The sequence below is a fragment of the Alphaproteobacteria bacterium SS10 genome, from assembly GCA_019192455.1.
Lineage (GTDB): Bacteria > Pseudomonadota > Alphaproteobacteria > TMED2 > TMED2 > TMED2.
Map to the genome: position 1 here is coordinate 115752 of JAHCML010000006.1, position 14806 is coordinate 130557.

Sequence of the window (14806 nt, forward strand, 5' to 3'; positions counted from 1 at the left end):
TTACCGGCCAACGGCGCGGATTGGGGACATGAGTTTCTGGCCCTTATCATCATCGCCGTCAAACCAACTATCGAGGATATCGCCCATGCGGCCCAGACCGTCGAGCATACCAGGCACCGCTTGTGATGATGGGGCTGGTTGATCAGCCAGACCACGGATTGCATCCACCATGATCTGGGCATCACGCTTATTGCCATTGCCCGGCAATACGCGGGCCAGGCCAAGCTCTGCCGCGCGGTTTGCTCGGATCGTTTGCTCAAGCCTTGGCACATCGCGAGGGACAATCACCGCTGGCTTATCCAAGGACAGCACCTCACAGAAGGTGTTGTAACCACCCATGCAAACAACGCCGACGGATTGCGCCATCAGCTGCTCCATATGGGCATCAAAGCGGGCAATCGTAACCTTAGGAAGCCTAGCCACCCGACGGAGGAAGCTGTTCCAAACCCGGGTCTTAATAAACGGGCCGGTCACAATATGGGCGCGGCACGGCAGGTCACCATCATGCTCATAGGCCTTGAGGACCCAATCGATTAGCACATCGCCATCGCCGCCACCGCCGGCCGTGACCAGCACAAACGGGTCATCCATTGAGTTACGGCGCTGACGGGTGACACCGCTCGGCACCCGCCGACGCAGATAGCCAAGATAGTCAGTACGCTCGCGCAGCCGCTCACTGAGCTGGATACCCTGCATTGGGTTGTAAATCTGCTCTAGGCCATAAACCCAGAGGTCGTCGTAGTAGCGCTCAAGCGCGGCGACGGCGCCCTTGCGCAACCATTCGGCGCGCACCCGTAGGGGCTCGTCCAGAATATCGCGAACGCCTAAGACAAGGCGGGTGTCGCCGTCTTTGAGCATATTCAGGGTTGGCTCAATCTCACCCCGAAGGCCCAGCGGTTCTTTATCCACGATAAAGACATCAGGTTGGAAGAACTCAGCCGTGTGCTGAATGATCGAGGCCCGCATGGCCACCGTCTCATCAATGTTCAAATGCTCATTGAGGGAGACATACTCACCATTGCGCAGCTTGATCACACCGGGCACCCGAACGAAGTCGACACGGGTTCGGAAATCAAAGCTGCCGATAATCGGTGAGCCGGAGATGATCAGCACCGACACATCTTTGCGTCGCTCAACCAGCGCATGCGCGATCGCCCGGGTTCGGCGGAGATGGCCGAGCCCGAAGGTATCGTGGCTATACATTAAGACGCGTTTACGCGGCTTCTGGGGCGACAAGTTCTAATCACCAAAGTTGCAGGACGGCCAAAACAGAGGCTTGGCCGAAACACAGAATGTGTTGCGCCGCGCCATAGCACGTCAAGCAACTAATGGTAAGCAGATCTTGAATTCAGCAGAAACGCTGGATTTACGGCTAATTTCGTGTCGGATGGGGCGCGGTTCTAGGCCGCATCCTTGGCATTCGCTGCCTGTTCTAAGGCATCCATACCCGCCTGAAGGCGCAGCAAGCTGTCCGAAAAATCACCCAAATCAACGCCATCATCTTCACGCTGACGCTGTAATTCGATAGCAAGTGTCTCTATCTGCGCCGCTAGGAGATCTAGACCAGCGGCAACATTCGGCGTCTGGTTATCTAGATCAACGCGCACTGGCAGTGCCCCACCGCCAACATCGAGATCCGTTGCATCAAAAATCTGATCGCAGAGCTGCGCCAAAGATTGCTGACGGGTTTCTAACGCCTCAATCACGGCGTCGGCCCGGCGGACCGTGGCTACCAGGCGGCTTCCTGCTTTAGTCGCATGAGCCAGCATACGGCGCTCAAACCGGTCTAGCTTGGCGATGTAGGACACCATCTCACGAGCTGAGGCCTCCATCTGCCGCACAACCATATCGATATGCGCTGCTGTAATCGGATCCTGTCCCGTTGCTCCCGTCTGCTCTTCAGCCATGGCCCACCGCCCTTTCATCGCTATCTTGATGACAGGGCCAAACATCGGGGTCCCACCATCGTCCAAGGCAAGAATGGCGATGACTGCCTAACTTTGGCTTAATGGCTTCAGATAACCCGACATGACCGTGAATTGAGGCTGACTTGCTCAACGCACCAATCCCAGACCCGGCTTCAGCAGATAGCCCTGCATCCAGCAGGCAGGCAGACGCTGCCGATCCCCTCGAGCTTGCGGCCAACCTTTACCGGGTCACCATTAACCGGCTGGCAATTGAAGCGAGGACGGTCAACAACCCGGAATATGATGACGACGTCGGGGTCCGGTTAACAAAGAATGATTGGGACCAGGCGGCAGACAGTATCGCTGCCCATATCGACGCAGTGCTCAACAATGGTGATCAAGCCGCGATCGAGGGTGCTGGGCATCTGCTTAAGGTTGCGGATCCATACAATCGACCAGATCTCAGTGATGATAGCCGTGATCGATGGCGCCAGCTGGAATTCGCGGTTGAAGAGGCACGGTCCGGCACAGGCAAAACTAAGCCACCAGCCACGCTGCTACCATTGCTGGAGTTTTACGCTGGCCTGGTCCGAATTGATCGGACGGTCGCGCACTACTACGACGCAACGCGATACGAGAAGGCAATCAATTGGTCGATTGGTATTGGTGCGGTCCTTCTTGTCATGGCTGTGGCCACCGCTGCAGCAAACGGGTTCAAAGATTTCAACTGGGGAAAGGTGCCAAAAGAGGGGTCACTGGGCGTGCTCTGCGGCTTCGCCTTAGGGATCCTCCTAGATATTCGACGGCGTCATAAGACACGACAATTAGTTCAGGAATGGGGCGAACGGTTTGGTTGTGATCTTCGTGATCTTCGCTGGCGGCGCCTGCCGTGTTTTGTCGACCGGGTAAGGCAGGAACTAAGACGCCTCGGCGGTGATGAGTATGCGGAAATGGATGCCGATACGTTGGAAGCGGCGGTCGATAAGCTGCTGATAGAACGCGGCTACCACAGGACGCTCGCGACAAAACCCTAAGCCGTGATCACAAATTCGGCCTTTAGGCGCCATTTCAGGCAAGACAACGCAACCCGCTATTGATCCGGCCCGTCAACGCGCTTAGCTGTTGCGGTGCAACACTTCTTCCCGCGGCGCCTATCGACCATCCTCAGCTGCGCCGCCTGCCTTCCTAGGAGACACCCATGACCGATCTTTCCGGCAAGAATGCCGTCATCACCGGCTCGACCAGTGGCATCGGCCTCGGCATCGCGACCGAGCTTGCCAAGGCAGGCGCCAATGTCATGCTGAACGGCCTTGGCGATGCCGCCGAGATTGAAGCAACCCGCGCTAAGCTTGAGGCTGATACCGGGGTTAAGGTGCTGTTCGATGGCGCCAATATGCTGAAGCCCGACGAAATCGCGGGCATGGTGAAAACGGCCCAGGACCAGCTCGGCTCGGTTGATATCCTGGTGAATAATGCCGGTATTCAGCACGTCTCCCCGGTTGAGGATTTCCCAAATGAGAAGTGGGAAGCGATCATCGGCATCAACATGTCCTCCAACTTCTACGCCATTAAGGCCGCCGTACCAGGCATGAAGGAGAAGGGTTGGGGCCGCGTTATCAATTTGTCCTCCGCCCACGGCCTGACCGCCTCCCCGTTCAAGGCAGCCTATGTCGCAGCAAAGCACGGGGTTATTGGCCTGACCAAAACCATCGCGGTTGAGCTGGCACAGCATGGCATTACCGCCAATGCGATCTGCCCCGGCTATGTGCTGACCCCACTGGTTGAGGCGCAAATCCCAGACACCGCCAAGGCACGCGGGATTACCGAGGAAGAGGTCAAGCGCGACGTCCTGTTGGCGGCCCAGCCGACCAAGGAATTCACCACGGTTGAGCAGATCGGTGCGACCACCGTTTTTCTCTGCTCCAAGACTGCCTGCAACATCACCGGCCATGCCCTGACCATGGATGGCGGCTGGACCCAGTACTAGGAAACCCGGCTGATGCCAAAACGCGGCCGCAACGCCAAAACCGTCAACCTCGCCCTACAAGGTGGCGGTGCCCATGGCGCCTTCACCTGGGGTGTCTTGGACACCCTGTTGGCCGATGATCGCCTGTCTATTGAGGGGATTAGCGGTACCAGTGCGGGTGCCATGAATGCAGTTGTGATGGCCGATGGCTATCAGCGGGCCGGCGCCGATGGTGCCCGTGAGGCGCTTGAGGCGTTCTGGACCGAGGTTAGCCGACAAGCCGCCTTCAGCCCGTTACAGCGCAACCCGCTTGAGCAGCTGTTTGGCACTAGCTGGAACCTCGATAGCTCCCCTGGCTTTGTTGCCTTTGATCTATTGAGCCGGGTGGCCTCGCCCTATGATTTGAACCCGGCCAACATCAACCCGCTGCGCGACCTGCTGCGGGAGAATATCGATTTCGACCGGGTTCGTTGCTGCTCTGATTTCAACCTCTATATCACAGCCACCAATGTTCATACGGGCCGAGCCAAGGTGTTCCGCAAGCATGAATTGGGCGTCGAACAGGTGCTCGCCTCCACCTGCCTGCCACAGATGTTCCAGGCGGTAGAGATCGATGGCGTGCCCTATTGGGATGGCGGGTTTATGGGTAACCCGGCGCTCTGGCCCTTCTTCTCAGAATGTCAGAGCAACGACATCCTGATCGTTCAAATCAACCCGATTGAGCGGAAGGAAACACCGAAGACGGCGCATGACATCAATAACCGAATGAATGAGATCACCTTCAACTCCAGCCTACAGCGGGAGTTGCGCGCGATCGATTTCGTCGGACGGTTGATCGAAGATGGCCGCCTAACCGACAACCGGAAATACGAGAAAATTCTGATCCACCGGATCTATGACGAGGATGCCTTCGCCGAGCTCAATGCATCCAGCAAGCTCAACGCCGAATACGATTTCCTGAGGCACCTGTTTGAGATCGGCAAGCACAAGGCCGAGACATGGCTGGACGCCCATTACGACGATATTGGCCAGACATCGACCGTCGATATTAGAGCGATGTTTGAGTAACCTAAGGAGGGCTTAGCTAGCCTCTTCCTCATCACCGTAGAACTTCACGCCAAGCTTAATTTTCTCGCGGCCTTGGGCCATGCGGTGCTTGTTCGTATCGCGGAGGGAGTAGACACAGCCGCAATACTCTTGCTGATAGAAGTTCTCTTCCTTGGAGAGCTCAATCATCCGGTTGGCACCGCCGCCCTTGCGCCAGTTGAAAGTCCAATAGCTTAGGCCGTCATATTTGGCCGCCGCCCGTTCACCGCAATCATTGATCTGCTTCATATTCTTCCAACGGGAGATACCAAGGGAAGAGGTGAAGACATCAAAGCCATTCTCCACCGCCCAAAGGGCTGAACGCTCAAACCGCATATCAAAGCAGGCGGTGCAGCGGATGCCGCGCTCGGGCTCCCATTCCATGCCCTTAACCCGCTCAAACCAGTTGTCGGTGTCGTAATCCAGATCGACAAAGGGCACGCCGAGCTTATCGGCGAAGCGCTTATTCTCATCCTTGCGGAGCTCATACTCCTTCTTCGGATGAATGTTCGGGTTGTAGAACAGCACGGTGTAATCGATGCCGGATCGAGTGATCTCACTCATCACATCAACGGCACAAGGCGCGCAGCATGAGTGCAGCAGGATGTTTTTGGACCCACCTGGTGCTTCCAGGATTGGGCGTTCATCCGCATCGGTGCCATCCGTCTTTGGCACTTGATTGCTGTTATCGGTCTGGTCCATTACCCGGCCTCTTTCCCCATCGGGGCAAGCTCGTCGCACGTGCCTATCACCATACCGGGATAGGTGGTACGCTTGTCTCAATCAGATCAAACACTTGGCTTAGCCAATGCTCGATATCTTCGCCGATTTTGCAGCACAATTCTACGAAGCAGCCACATTATCCGGCGTGTTCGCGTGTCTTCTACTCTGTTTCAAAGTGAGATTGAACCGGATTGATGCTGTCGCCCTTGCGCTACTCGGCATTGCGGGCAATGGCCTCTATCACTTTGTCCTGCTGGATCAGTTGCCGCCTGAGGTGAACCTAAACGTGCCACGGGTGATCATGATGATCGGCGGTATGGCGGCCCTGGCACTCGTTCTCTTGGTCAGACGACCGCGCAGCTTTGATCGCATTATGATCTTAACCTCCAGTGCGGCTCTCTTCCTGGTGACCCTGGTTAATCACCTGATCCTGGTCGAGGTGATTATGGAGCAGCGCTTCACCCATCATATCGACGACCATGTTGCCGCCTTCACCGCCGAGCGAGAGTATGGCCCAGCGCTCCAGCAATACTGCGAGAAGGGCGGATTTGAGTGCATCATCCTACCCCGACGGGCCGATAACTCCCTCGCACCGCATGATCATCAAATTCCTATCGTGACGCCGGTTGAGACCAACTCACCGCACCACGTCCTTGCCGGCCGGGTGGTTGACCCGGTGAGCAACGCGCAGATCGCCTTGGTAGTTAACTACCCTGGCACCACACTGCTTGTGCGCGATGACAGCGTGGCAGCACAGCTTTTCTACGATGCCGAGTTCTGGTTCCGGATGGCTCTTCTGACCTTCATGTGCCTCTGGAGTGCGGGCATGGTCATCCTAACCCGCCATCACCGCGCGGTTAGACAAGGCGATGTAAATGCCGAAGAGCCCATCACGACCGGCCAAACCGGTGGGTTGGTCAGCCCATGATCGATCCGGCACCACTGGCCAAGTTTGCTAGCGTGCTTGAGGTGACCTTCTGCCTGTTGGTGCACCTGCTGCTATTCAGCTATGTGGTGCAGTTCTTAACCGCGCGCGGTTGGAAACTGGCGCGCCATTGGCAGGTTGCTGGGGTCTTAGTAGCCGCTATCGGCATCAGCACCGCACACCAGTTCGGCTTTGGCTTGGCCTATGGCATGTTCCCATTTTCCAATGCCCATATATTGCTGCCCTGCCTGTTGGCTCTCATCATTGTGGTGGTGGATATTGCGCGACCACAAAACATGAGTTTTGAGCGTGTGCTGTCGATTGCCGCGGTCATTGTGATCTCAATCAGCGCTGGCTTCGGCCAGTTCATGCTGAAGCAGATGCTCTATGAGAGCGAGATCAATGATCTTAGTGCCGCCCATGGCAGGGTGATGGCGGGCTTTATTGGAAAGCCAGGCGCCTTCGAAACCTACTGCGACCGCGCTGGCGTCACTTGCAGCATCAATGTCTGTGATGCTAGCGCATCGGAGCTGACAACCAGCGCTGTAAGGAACGACAGCCTGATGCTCTCAACATGCCAGGACGGCCGGTCCTATGAACTTGAGGATCAACGCTCAGTTACCGAGATTACAGCGAGATACCAAGCGCTGTTCCATGGCTGGATGACACTGATCTTATTGTGCTGGGTCAGCCTATTTGGTGTTGCCTGGCTCTTGCATCTGCGCTTTGCCTTTGCCGATCGACGGCTCACCACCTCCCCGGTTAGCGCTGATCAATCGGCGTAACCGGACGCTGCGCCACGCCATTATAGGCCGAGAGTGGGCGCACCAAGCGGTTGGCCGCCAGCTGCTCCATCACATGCGCCGCCCAACCGGTAATCCGGCTCATCACAAAGATCGGCGTGAACATGTCGATGTCGAAACCCATCAGGTAATAGGACGGGCCGGCCGGGTAATCGAGATTGGGGTGAATGCCCTTCTCCTCGATCATAATCTTGGACAGGACAGCCTCGATATCGACCCATTTGGTCTCGCCCTTATGCTCGGCCATATCGACGAAGGCTTGGTGCATGGTGGGCACCCGGCTGTCCCCGTTCTTGTAGACCCGGTGGCCAAAGCCCATGACCTTCTTCTTGGTCGCCAGCGCATCGCGCATCCAGGCCTCTGCCTTATCCGCCTCCTCAATCTCGAGCAGCATATGCATCACCGCTTCATTGGCACCGCCATGGAGCGGGCCTTTCAATGAGCCAATGGCACCGGTCACCGACGCATAAATCTCAGACAAGGAGGAGGCGATGGTGCGCGCGGTAAAGGTTGAGGCGTTAAAGCTGTGCTCAGCGTAGAGGATCATCGAGATGTCGAAGCATTTCAGCGTCGCGGCATCCGGTACCTCACCAAAGCACATATGGAAGAAGTTATCGGCAAAGGGCAGATCAGCGCGCGGTGCAATCCGGTCTAGGCCCTTACGGAACCGATAGTCGGTTGCGATAATCGTCGGGATGCGGGCCAGCAGGCGGATCGATTTCTCAAGCAGCGCATCCGGCTCATTGTTCCAGCAATCGGCATCTTCCATGCCCAGGAAACTGACACCGGTCCGCACCGTATCCATCGGGTGCGCATCCTTTGGAAACTTAGAGATGACCGTGACGAGATCATCAGAGATCTCACGCTCCGACCGTTCTTGCTTGGTGAACGCTTCCAGCTCCGCCGCGTTGGGCAGCTCACCTTTCAGCAGCAGGTAGGCCGTCTCTTCAAAGTTGGAATGCTCGCACAGATCCTGCACCGCATAGCCGCGATAGGTCAGCGAGTTCGTCTCGGCCATCACTTTGGAGATCGCGGTCTCGTCAGCCACAACACCGTCAAGGCCACGGCGGATTTCGGTATCGGTCATTAAGTGTCTCCTTAAGGCGCTTTTCGCCCCTATCTCTTATTCGGCTGCTTTGCCGCCCTGGTTATTGGCCAGGTCAAAATTGAAAATGCCGGTGTCGAACTCGTTGTAATCCTCATAATGGATCACCTCGTATAGGCGGGAGCGCGGCTGCATCATCGGCACCACATTCTCTTGCGTGCCCTCTTCCAGAATTTGGGTGAGCCCATCCTCAATCGCCTTCATAGCGAGGCGAAGGGTGGTCACTGGATAGATCACCATGTTGTAGCCGAGATTGGTCAGCTCCTCGGTCGTGTATAGGCGCGATTTGCCGAACTCGGTCATGTTGGCGAGCAGCGGCACATCAACGGCATTACGNACGGCCTCAAAGTCTCGCTCATCCCGCATGGCCTCTGGGAAGATCATATCGGCGCCCGCATCGACATAGGCTTTAATTCGGTCGATGGTCTTATCCATCCCCTCCACCGCGCGGGCATCAGTCCGGGCGATCAGCACAAAGTTCGGATCAGGCTTCGCATCCACACCGGCCTTGATCTTGCGGACCATATCGGCGGTCGGGACGACTTCCTTATTATCCAGGTGCCCGCAGCGCTTGGGCATGATCTGGTCTTCCATATGACAGCCAGCGAGGCCCAGCTGCGTCAGCTCGACTACTGTGCGCGCGACCGACATCGGCTCACCAAAGCCAGTATCGATATCGATGATCGTGGGCAGGTTGGTTGACCGCGCGATGCCGTAACCCTTCTGGGTTACTTCTGTCATTGTGGTGATGCCGAGATCAGGGAAGCCAAGTTCATTGGCCATAACCCCACCGGATATATAGACGCCGTCGAAACCGATCTGTTCGATCTGCATCGCGACCACAGGCATGATCGCACCCGGGAAGCGCAACAGCTTGCCGCTGTTCAGACCATCCCGGAATGCCTTGCGCCGCTGTTCTGGCGTTGTTTTGATGTGCAGCATTTCTAGCCTCCCTCGTTTCTTATTATTGGGCTTAGAAGATGCCCTTTTCATTCTCGGCTGGGTCTTGAACCGTGCCGGTTGGCATAACCGGGTTCAATTCCATCACCTCTTCAGGTGACAGGTTGGGTAGGCGCTGGACCAGATCAAGGAAACGTTCACTTTCCTCAGCCGTGATCAACCCATCGGTTAGGGTCTTAAACTTGCCGATATATTCAGGCCGGGTGAAGGGCCGGGCACCCAGAGGGTGAGCGTTCGCCACACCAAGCTCGTCAATGATCTTTGAGCCGTCTTCCATGGTGATCTCAACCCGGGCACCGAAGGCTTTCTCATTCGGGTCATGGCTGTGATATCGACGGGTCCACTCAGGATCTTCCGTGGTCCGGATCTTGTGCCACAGCTCAACCGTGTCGGGGCGTTGCGCCCGCTCTGGCGCATAGCTGTCGACATGGTGCCATTTGCCATCCTGCAGGGCGACGGCGAAGATATACATGATCGAGTGATCGAGGGTCTCCCGGCTGGCCTGCGGGTCCATCTTCTGCGGATCATTGGCGCCGGTGCCAATCACATAGTGAGTATGGTGCGAGGTGTGCAGCAACACATCTTTGACTTTAGAGAAGTCATCAATCTTCTCACCCATGCGGAAGGCGAGGTCGATCAGCGCCTGGCTCTGATACTCGGCTGAGTGTTCCTTGGTATAGGTGTCGAGGATCTGACGCTTGGCCTGGCCCTTACCAGGCAGCGGGATTTGGTAATGTGCATCTGGGCCATCAAGCACCCAGGCGATAACGCTGTCCTCACCCTCATAGATTGGCGATGGCGCCCCCTCACCCCGCATCACCCGATCGACAGCCTCAACGGCCAGCTTGGTGGCATGGGCCGGTGCGAAGGCCTTCCAGGTCGAAATCTCGCCCTTGCGTGACTGGCGGGTGGTGACCGTCACATGCAGCCCCTGCTGGATCGCCTGGTAGATCGTCTCGGTCGGTAGATCGAGCAGCGTGCCGATACCACCAGCACAGGCCGGACCGATATGGGCGATGTGATCGATCTTATGCTTGTGCAGGCAAATGCCCTTCACCAGCGCCACATGCAGCTCATAAGCCGTTGCGATACCACGGCACAGGGCCTCACCATCCTTGCCAACCTGCTGCGCCACCGCGAGTACACCCGGGATGTTATCGCCGGGGTGGGAGTAGTCGGCCGCCAAGAAGGTATCGTGGAAGTCCAGCTCACGGACCGCCGTACCATTGGCCCATGACGCCCATTCAGCATGAACCTTCACATCCGATGGCAGACCAAACAGGGTGGCACCACGGCCATTTCGGCTATGGGCAATCGCCTGGGCGCGGGCGGAGATGATTGGGTGGCGGTTCACTGACGCGATACCAACCGAGGCGTTATCGATGATCCTGTTGATGATCATGTCGAGCACATCATCATCCAGCGCCACTGGATCGGCAGAGACCTCAGCCATCTTCCAAGCCAGTTGATCCTCACGCGCCAGCTTCGCCTTCGACGGGAAAACGCGGACGTCATGCATGGTCAGATTGGTGCTCATTTGGTGTCTCCTAAGCCGCCCGAATGGGCTTTATCGCGGCGCCCATTTCCCAGGCGCTCATGGTGTTTGTTTCGCGTCGGGCAGGTGCGTGCCAATCGCCCTACCAACGCGACGTCAGCAATCTAAGCCAGCGCCTGCTTTTCCACAACGCACGCATCCGATCGCTTAAAGCGCCAGCATTTCTCGGCTTTTTCTTCAGCCCGGCTGGGGACAACTACCCCGGATGCGACAGGACGCCTCAGGATAATTCGGCCAGCGTGCCCTTTGGCAAAAATGCAACATAGCGTAAAATCGTAAGCAGGTTTCGTTGTCTGGGGGGGGCATAGCGATGACCGATGACATGCTGAGGCGGCTGCGCGAACAGCGGCAGCGCCTGGAGCGCGAGCGCGAAGAAATCCGCCACCGGCTCCACAACTCACTTGATGAAATTGATGCTGGCAGACTTGCCACCGGAACCGGTGTGCAGGCCATCAGGCGTGCGTTTGAACGTGGTATCAAGCAAAGCGATGGTGGACAGCCGCTTCAATGAAGCCGTTCAGCCTGTCGCGCAGCGCTGAACAGCGGTTGGGTCAGATTGCCGGCTGGACCGCTTCTAACTACGGTTACGACAAAGCGCTCGAATACCAAGATCAATTGATCGATACGTTAACCGCCCTGGATGGCGGTGAGCTTCCGGATGGGAAATCCTGCGCGCCCCTACTCGGCGCAAAGCATGCCAACCGGGATGTTCGATATCTGATGTCAGGCCAACATCACATCGTCTATGAGCGGCAACCGGATCAGATTGTGGTGCTTGACTTCATTCACCGCGCGATGGATCTAAACCGCCATCTGAGCCTGGTAGGCGAGGAACTGTCCAAGGTCGATGCCGCGCAAGAACGTGGCTCAAACCCTGACAGACGGCGCTCAAACGGATTGTAAGCAGGCGAACATTTATTTCGTCTGCGCTTTCCAGCACTGCCGGTAGTTTCTCGCGTATCGTATTCTTGATAGGGAGAGCCCGCCATGTGGGGCCAGTTTATTGGGCAGCGCCTAAGCCGGCAGCAAAAAGCCGACAACGCCGCCATCGAAGTTCTCGGTTTTATCTCAGCGCCGCAAACCAGCAGCGACGGCATCACGTCGATCGTGCATGACGACCAGCAAAAGGGTCTGGCTCGCAAATATGCTGGCCTGGCGGCCCAAGGTCTGCGATCAACGGCAATCCAGAACGATAAATCCGCGACCCGGCTACTCGGTGACCTCCGTGAGAGCCTGGACTATGTCGCAAAGGCTCGGCCACAGTTGGCCGATGAGGTGATGACCGCCACGCGCCGTCGCTTTGAAGAAGAGGCGGCAGAGGTTGTTCAACGTGTCTTCGGCGGCGACCACGCGGAGAAGATGACCCCCGATGCGGTTGCCCGTGTTACCGAAATCCACGAACGCCGGTTCGACCCATCACCGCTAGCTGCCCACGCATAACAGATTTGCCGGCAGAGTGTGATCTGGCTATCCACCTGATTTAAAAAGACTTCGCAGCGCGCTGAGAAAAAACTTTGGGCGCTGCGAAAAAATACTGTTGACGGGATGATGCGTTTTGCGTCACCGTTTCTTCAGCGCCGATTTGAGCTACAGCTTGCTGGGCGCTTAACAAATGCAGCTAAAGCGTGGGTGTGGATGTCCCGCCCCCAGGTTTTAAGCTGTGGCGGGTTTTTTTATGCCCCCACAGCTGCCCAGATAGACAACGGCAGAGATGAAGCCGAGGTGTAGATGGACAGCTAGAAGAGCGTGATTAGGCCCGCCGTCTCATGATGAAACGGATAGAGACGGAGCCACATCCATGTCCATTATTGCGAAGGCAACCAACCTTACCCGCCGTACAGCCCTAGGCCTACTCGGCGCCGCCACCCTGATCCCGGCAATCGCTGGCACCCCAGCCGCCGCATCAGACCTCAAACAAATCACCATCGACTGGGCCTACTACAATCCAGTCAGCTTGATCCTCAAAGATCAGAAGCTGTTGGAAGATGAGTTCAAGGCTGACGGTATCCGCATCCGCTGGGTACAGAGCCATGGCTCAAACAAGGCGATTGAGTTCCTGAACTCACGCAGTGCTGATTTCGCCTCAACCGCTGGGGCCGCTGCCCTGCTCGCCAAGATCAATGGCAGCCCGATCAACGCCATCTATGTCTACTCAAAGCCTGAGTGGACCGCGCTGGTCACCAATCAGGACAGCGACATTCAAACCGTTGAAGACCTGCGCGGTAAGCGCGTTGCAGTGACCCGCGGTACTGATCCCTACATCTTCCTGCTGCGCGCACTCGCCGATCATGGCCTGACTGAAGACGACATCAAGCCGGTCCTGCTGCAGCATGCCGATGGTGGTAATGCACTGAAGCGTGGCCAGGTTGATGCCTGGGCTGGGCTGGACCCAATGATGGCTGGCCAAGAGCTGAAGGACGGCGCCCGCCTGTTCTTCCGCGATCCTGACCTCAACACCTATGGCTTCCTGAACACCCGGACGGCGTTTGCGGAAGAGCACCCGGAGATCGTGAACCGCGTCTTGAGCGTCTATGAGAAGGCCCGCGCCTACGCCATCGACAACCCGGATGTGCTGCGTGACACCCTCGCCAAGGCTGCCCGCCTTGAGCCAGCGGTCGCTGAAAAGCAGCTGGAGCGGACCGATCTTAGCAACCCGTTCATTGGTGCCGTTCACGCTGAACATATCACCGCCGCCGGCATCGCCCTGCAATCCAGCGGCATCATCGCCGATGATGTGGATGTGGCCGGTAACACCAACGCGCTGATCGATACCCAATTCGTTCAGCCATTCGTTGAGAAACAAGCGTCGAACTAAGCACCCTTAGTTCAAGACGTACTACCCGGCCGCAGCGTCCTCCCTTCCCCTGCGGCCGGGTCTTTAACCCCGACACGAGAGCAAATGCTTTGAGGAACCGTGAGATGAGCTCGATCACAGCAGATACAGCGCTAAACAGCGCCAAGCCGAGTGCACGCCGGTTCCGCCCATTTCAGTTTCTGAAAGGCCGCCTGACCTGGATTGAGCCGCTGATCCTTCCACTGTTGATCGCGGGTATCTGGGAGGGGGCCGCAAAGTGGGGTTGGATTGACGCCCTACTGCTGCCGCCACCAAGCGCCGTCGCCGAAGAGATTGCCTATCTCTGGCATAACCAAGACCTCGATTTACACATTCAAGCGACCGTTTGGCGGGTCGCTGTTGGCTTTGCCGCTGGTGCCATTGTCGCGACCATTCTGGGCGCCATCACTGGCTATGCTGAGCGCGCGTTCCGGGCCATCGACCCGACCATTCAAGCGCTGCGCTCCATCCCATCCATTGCGTGGGTGCCACTGTTCATCCTGTGGTTTGGCATCTTTGAAGCACCAAAGGTTCTGTTGATCGCCGTCGGCGCCTTCTTCCCGATCTATCTCGGCCTCTCCACCGCTATTCATGGCGCTGATCGTAAGCTGGTTGAAGTTGGCCGTGTCTACCGCCTGTCAGCCGCGGCGATGATCACCCGCATCCTGCTGCCAAGCTCACTGCCCGCCTACCTAACCGGCCTTCGTAATGGCCTGGCCCTAGGCTGGATGTTTGTCGTTGCCGCCGAATTTATGGGCGCCAGCGAGGGGCTCGGGTTTCTGCTAATCGACGGTCAGATGACCGGCCGGGCCCAAACAATCATCGCCTCAATCTTCCTTTTCGCCTGCCTTGGAAAAGCCTCAGATTGGCTACTTGCCGGCCTCTCAAAGCCCCTTTTGAGCTGGCAGGATGACTTCCAATCAACGCGCGCATAACCGCTCAT

Annotated in this window: 16 protein-coding genes; 10 read left to right on the forward strand and 6 right to left on the reverse strand. The window is 57.2% G+C overall.

Annotated features, from left to right (window positions below; genetic code table 11):
• Both KI792_10600 and KI792_10605 read right to left on the reverse strand, forming a co-directional pair.
• A complete protein-coding gene (locus tag KI792_10600) occupies positions 1-1203 on the reverse strand; it encodes a hypothetical protein (GenBank protein ID MBV6633464.1) in 1203 nt (400 codons plus the stop codon).
• A 197-nt stretch (positions 1204-1400) separates the two neighbouring features.
• Positions 1401-1907, reverse strand: coding sequence for a hypothetical protein (locus tag KI792_10605; GenBank protein MBV6633465.1), 507 nt, complete (start codon positions 1905-1907; stop codon positions 1401-1403).
• Between the two features lie 143 nt (positions 1908-2050).
• Between KI792_10605 and KI792_10610 the strand changes: the two genes are divergently transcribed.
• From KI792_10610 to KI792_10620, 3 genes are all read left to right on the forward strand, one after another.
• Complete coding sequence (locus KI792_10610; protein ID MBV6633466.1) at positions 2051-2941, forward strand: hypothetical protein; 891 nt, start codon at positions 2051-2053, stop codon at positions 2939-2941.
• Positions 2942-3105: 164 nt separating this feature from the next.
• The gene (locus tag KI792_10615; GenBank protein MBV6633467.1) at positions 3106-3894 is read left to right on the forward strand and encodes a 3-hydroxybutyrate dehydrogenase; all 789 of its coding nucleotides are present in this window, start codon (positions 3106-3108) and stop codon (positions 3892-3894) included.
• A gap of 12 nt (positions 3895-3906) precedes the next feature.
• Positions 3907-4941, forward strand: coding sequence for a patatin-like phospholipase family protein (locus KI792_10620; GenBank protein ID MBV6633468.1), 1035 nt, complete (start codon positions 3907-3909; stop codon positions 4939-4941).
• 12 nt (positions 4942-4953) lie between these two features.
• Here the strand turns inward: KI792_10620 and KI792_10625 are convergent, their stop codons facing one another.
• Complete coding sequence (locus KI792_10625; protein ID MBV6633469.1) at positions 4954-5661, reverse strand: epoxyqueuosine reductase QueH; 708 nt, start codon at positions 5659-5661, stop codon at positions 4954-4956.
• A gap of 106 nt (positions 5662-5767) precedes the next feature.
• Here KI792_10625 and KI792_10630 point away from each other — a divergent pair, with 106 nt between their 5' ends.
• Together KI792_10630 and KI792_10635 are read left to right on the forward strand one after the other, a co-directional pair.
• A complete protein-coding gene (locus KI792_10630; protein MBV6633470.1) occupies positions 5768-6610 on the forward strand; it encodes a hypothetical protein in 843 nt (280 codons plus the stop codon).
• Positions 6607-7392 (forward strand): hypothetical protein, encoded by a 786-nt coding sequence (locus KI792_10635; protein ID MBV6633471.1) that lies wholly within the window; start codon positions 6607-6609, stop codon positions 7390-7392. Before KI792_10630 ends, KI792_10635 begins: the two co-directional genes overlap by 4 nt.
• Here KI792_10635 and KI792_10640 read toward each other — a convergent pair.
• The 3 genes from KI792_10640 to KI792_10650 form a co-directional block, all read right to left on the reverse strand.
• Positions 7370-8497 carry a bifunctional 2-methylcitrate synthase/citrate synthase gene (locus KI792_10640; GenBank protein MBV6633472.1) on the reverse strand — a complete coding sequence of 376 codons (1128 nt, stop codon included), beginning with the start codon at positions 8495-8497 and terminating at the stop codon, positions 7370-7372. The two genes, KI792_10635 and KI792_10640, sit on opposite strands and share 23 nt — an antisense overlap.
• A 36-nt stretch (positions 8498-8533) precedes the next feature.
• On the reverse strand, positions 8534-9457 hold the full coding sequence (gene prpB, locus KI792_10645; GenBank protein ID MBV6633473.1) for a methylisocitrate lyase: 924 nt from the start codon (positions 9455-9457) through the stop codon (positions 8534-8536).
• Positions 9458-9488: 31 nt separating this feature from the next.
• Positions 9489-11000: an MmgE/PrpD family protein gene (locus KI792_10650; GenBank protein MBV6633474.1), complete on the reverse strand. Its 1512-nt coding sequence runs from the start codon at positions 10998-11000 to the stop codon at positions 9489-9491.
• A 340-nt stretch (positions 11001-11340) separates the two neighbouring features.
• Between KI792_10650 and KI792_10655 the strand changes: the two genes are divergently transcribed.
• The 5 genes from KI792_10655 to KI792_10675 all read left to right on the forward strand — a co-directional run bounded on the left by KI792_10655 (position 11341) and on the right by KI792_10675 (position 14798).
• The gene (locus tag KI792_10655) at positions 11341-11541 is read left to right on the forward strand and encodes a hypothetical protein (GenBank protein ID MBV6633475.1); all 201 of its coding nucleotides are present in this window, start codon (positions 11341-11343) and stop codon (positions 11539-11541) included.
• Positions 11538-11933 (forward strand): type II toxin-antitoxin system RelE/ParE family toxin, encoded by a 396-nt coding sequence (locus tag KI792_10660; GenBank protein MBV6633476.1) that lies wholly within the window; start codon positions 11538-11540, stop codon positions 11931-11933. Before KI792_10655 ends, KI792_10660 begins: the two co-directional genes overlap by 4 nt.
• 84 nt (positions 11934-12017) lie before the next feature.
• On the forward strand, positions 12018-12470 hold the full coding sequence (locus KI792_10665) for a hypothetical protein (protein MBV6633477.1): 453 nt from the start codon (positions 12018-12020) through the stop codon (positions 12468-12470).
• Positions 12471-12828: 358 nt separating this feature from the next.
• Complete coding sequence (locus KI792_10670) at positions 12829-13845, forward strand: aliphatic sulfonate ABC transporter substrate-binding protein (protein MBV6633478.1); 1017 nt, start codon at positions 12829-12831, stop codon at positions 13843-13845.
• Between the two features lie 104 nt (positions 13846-13949).
• Positions 13950-14798 (forward strand): ABC transporter permease, encoded by an 849-nt coding sequence (locus tag KI792_10675; protein ID MBV6633479.1) that lies wholly within the window; start codon positions 13950-13952, stop codon positions 14796-14798.
• Positions 14799-14806 lie beyond the last annotated feature (8 nt).

Coding starts and splice junctions, on each gene's coding strand:
- KI792_10605 (MBV6633465.1), bottom strand. CDS start 1,907: ATGGCTGAAGAGCAGACGGGAGCAACGGGACAGGATCCGATTACAGCA.
- KI792_10635 (MBV6633471.1), top strand. CDS start 6,607: ATGATCGATCCGGCACCACTGGCCAAGTTTGCTAGCGTGCTTGAGGTG.
- KI792_10640 (MBV6633472.1), bottom strand. CDS start 8,497: ATGACCGATACCGAAATCCGCCGTGGCCTTGACGGTGTTGTGGCTGAC.
- KI792_10655 (MBV6633475.1), top strand. CDS start 11,341: ATGACCGATGACATGCTGAGGCGGCTGCGCGAACAGCGGCAGCGCCTG.
- KI792_10630 (MBV6633470.1), top strand. CDS start 5,768: ATGCTCGATATCTTCGCCGATTTTGCAGCACAATTCTACGAAGCAGCC.
- KI792_10660 (MBV6633476.1), top strand. CDS start 11,538: ATGAAGCCGTTCAGCCTGTCGCGCAGCGCTGAACAGCGGTTGGGTCAG.
- KI792_10615 (MBV6633467.1), top strand. CDS start 3,106: ATGACCGATCTTTCCGGCAAGAATGCCGTCATCACCGGCTCGACCAGT.
- KI792_10625 (MBV6633469.1), bottom strand. CDS start 5,661: ATGGACCAGACCGATAACAGCAATCAAGTGCCAAAGACGGATGGCACC.
- KI792_10620 (MBV6633468.1), top strand. CDS start 3,907: ATGCCAAAACGCGGCCGCAACGCCAAAACCGTCAACCTCGCCCTACAA.
- KI792_10665 (MBV6633477.1), top strand. CDS start 12,018: ATGTGGGGCCAGTTTATTGGGCAGCGCCTAAGCCGGCAGCAAAAAGCC.
- KI792_10600 (MBV6633464.1), bottom strand. CDS start 1,203: ATGTATAGCCACGATACCTTCGGGCTCGGCCATCTCCGCCGAACCCGG.
- KI792_10675 (MBV6633479.1), top strand. CDS start 13,950: ATGAGCTCGATCACAGCAGATACAGCGCTAAACAGCGCCAAGCCGAGT.
- KI792_10670 (MBV6633478.1), top strand. CDS start 12,829: ATGTCCATTATTGCGAAGGCAACCAACCTTACCCGCCGTACAGCCCTA.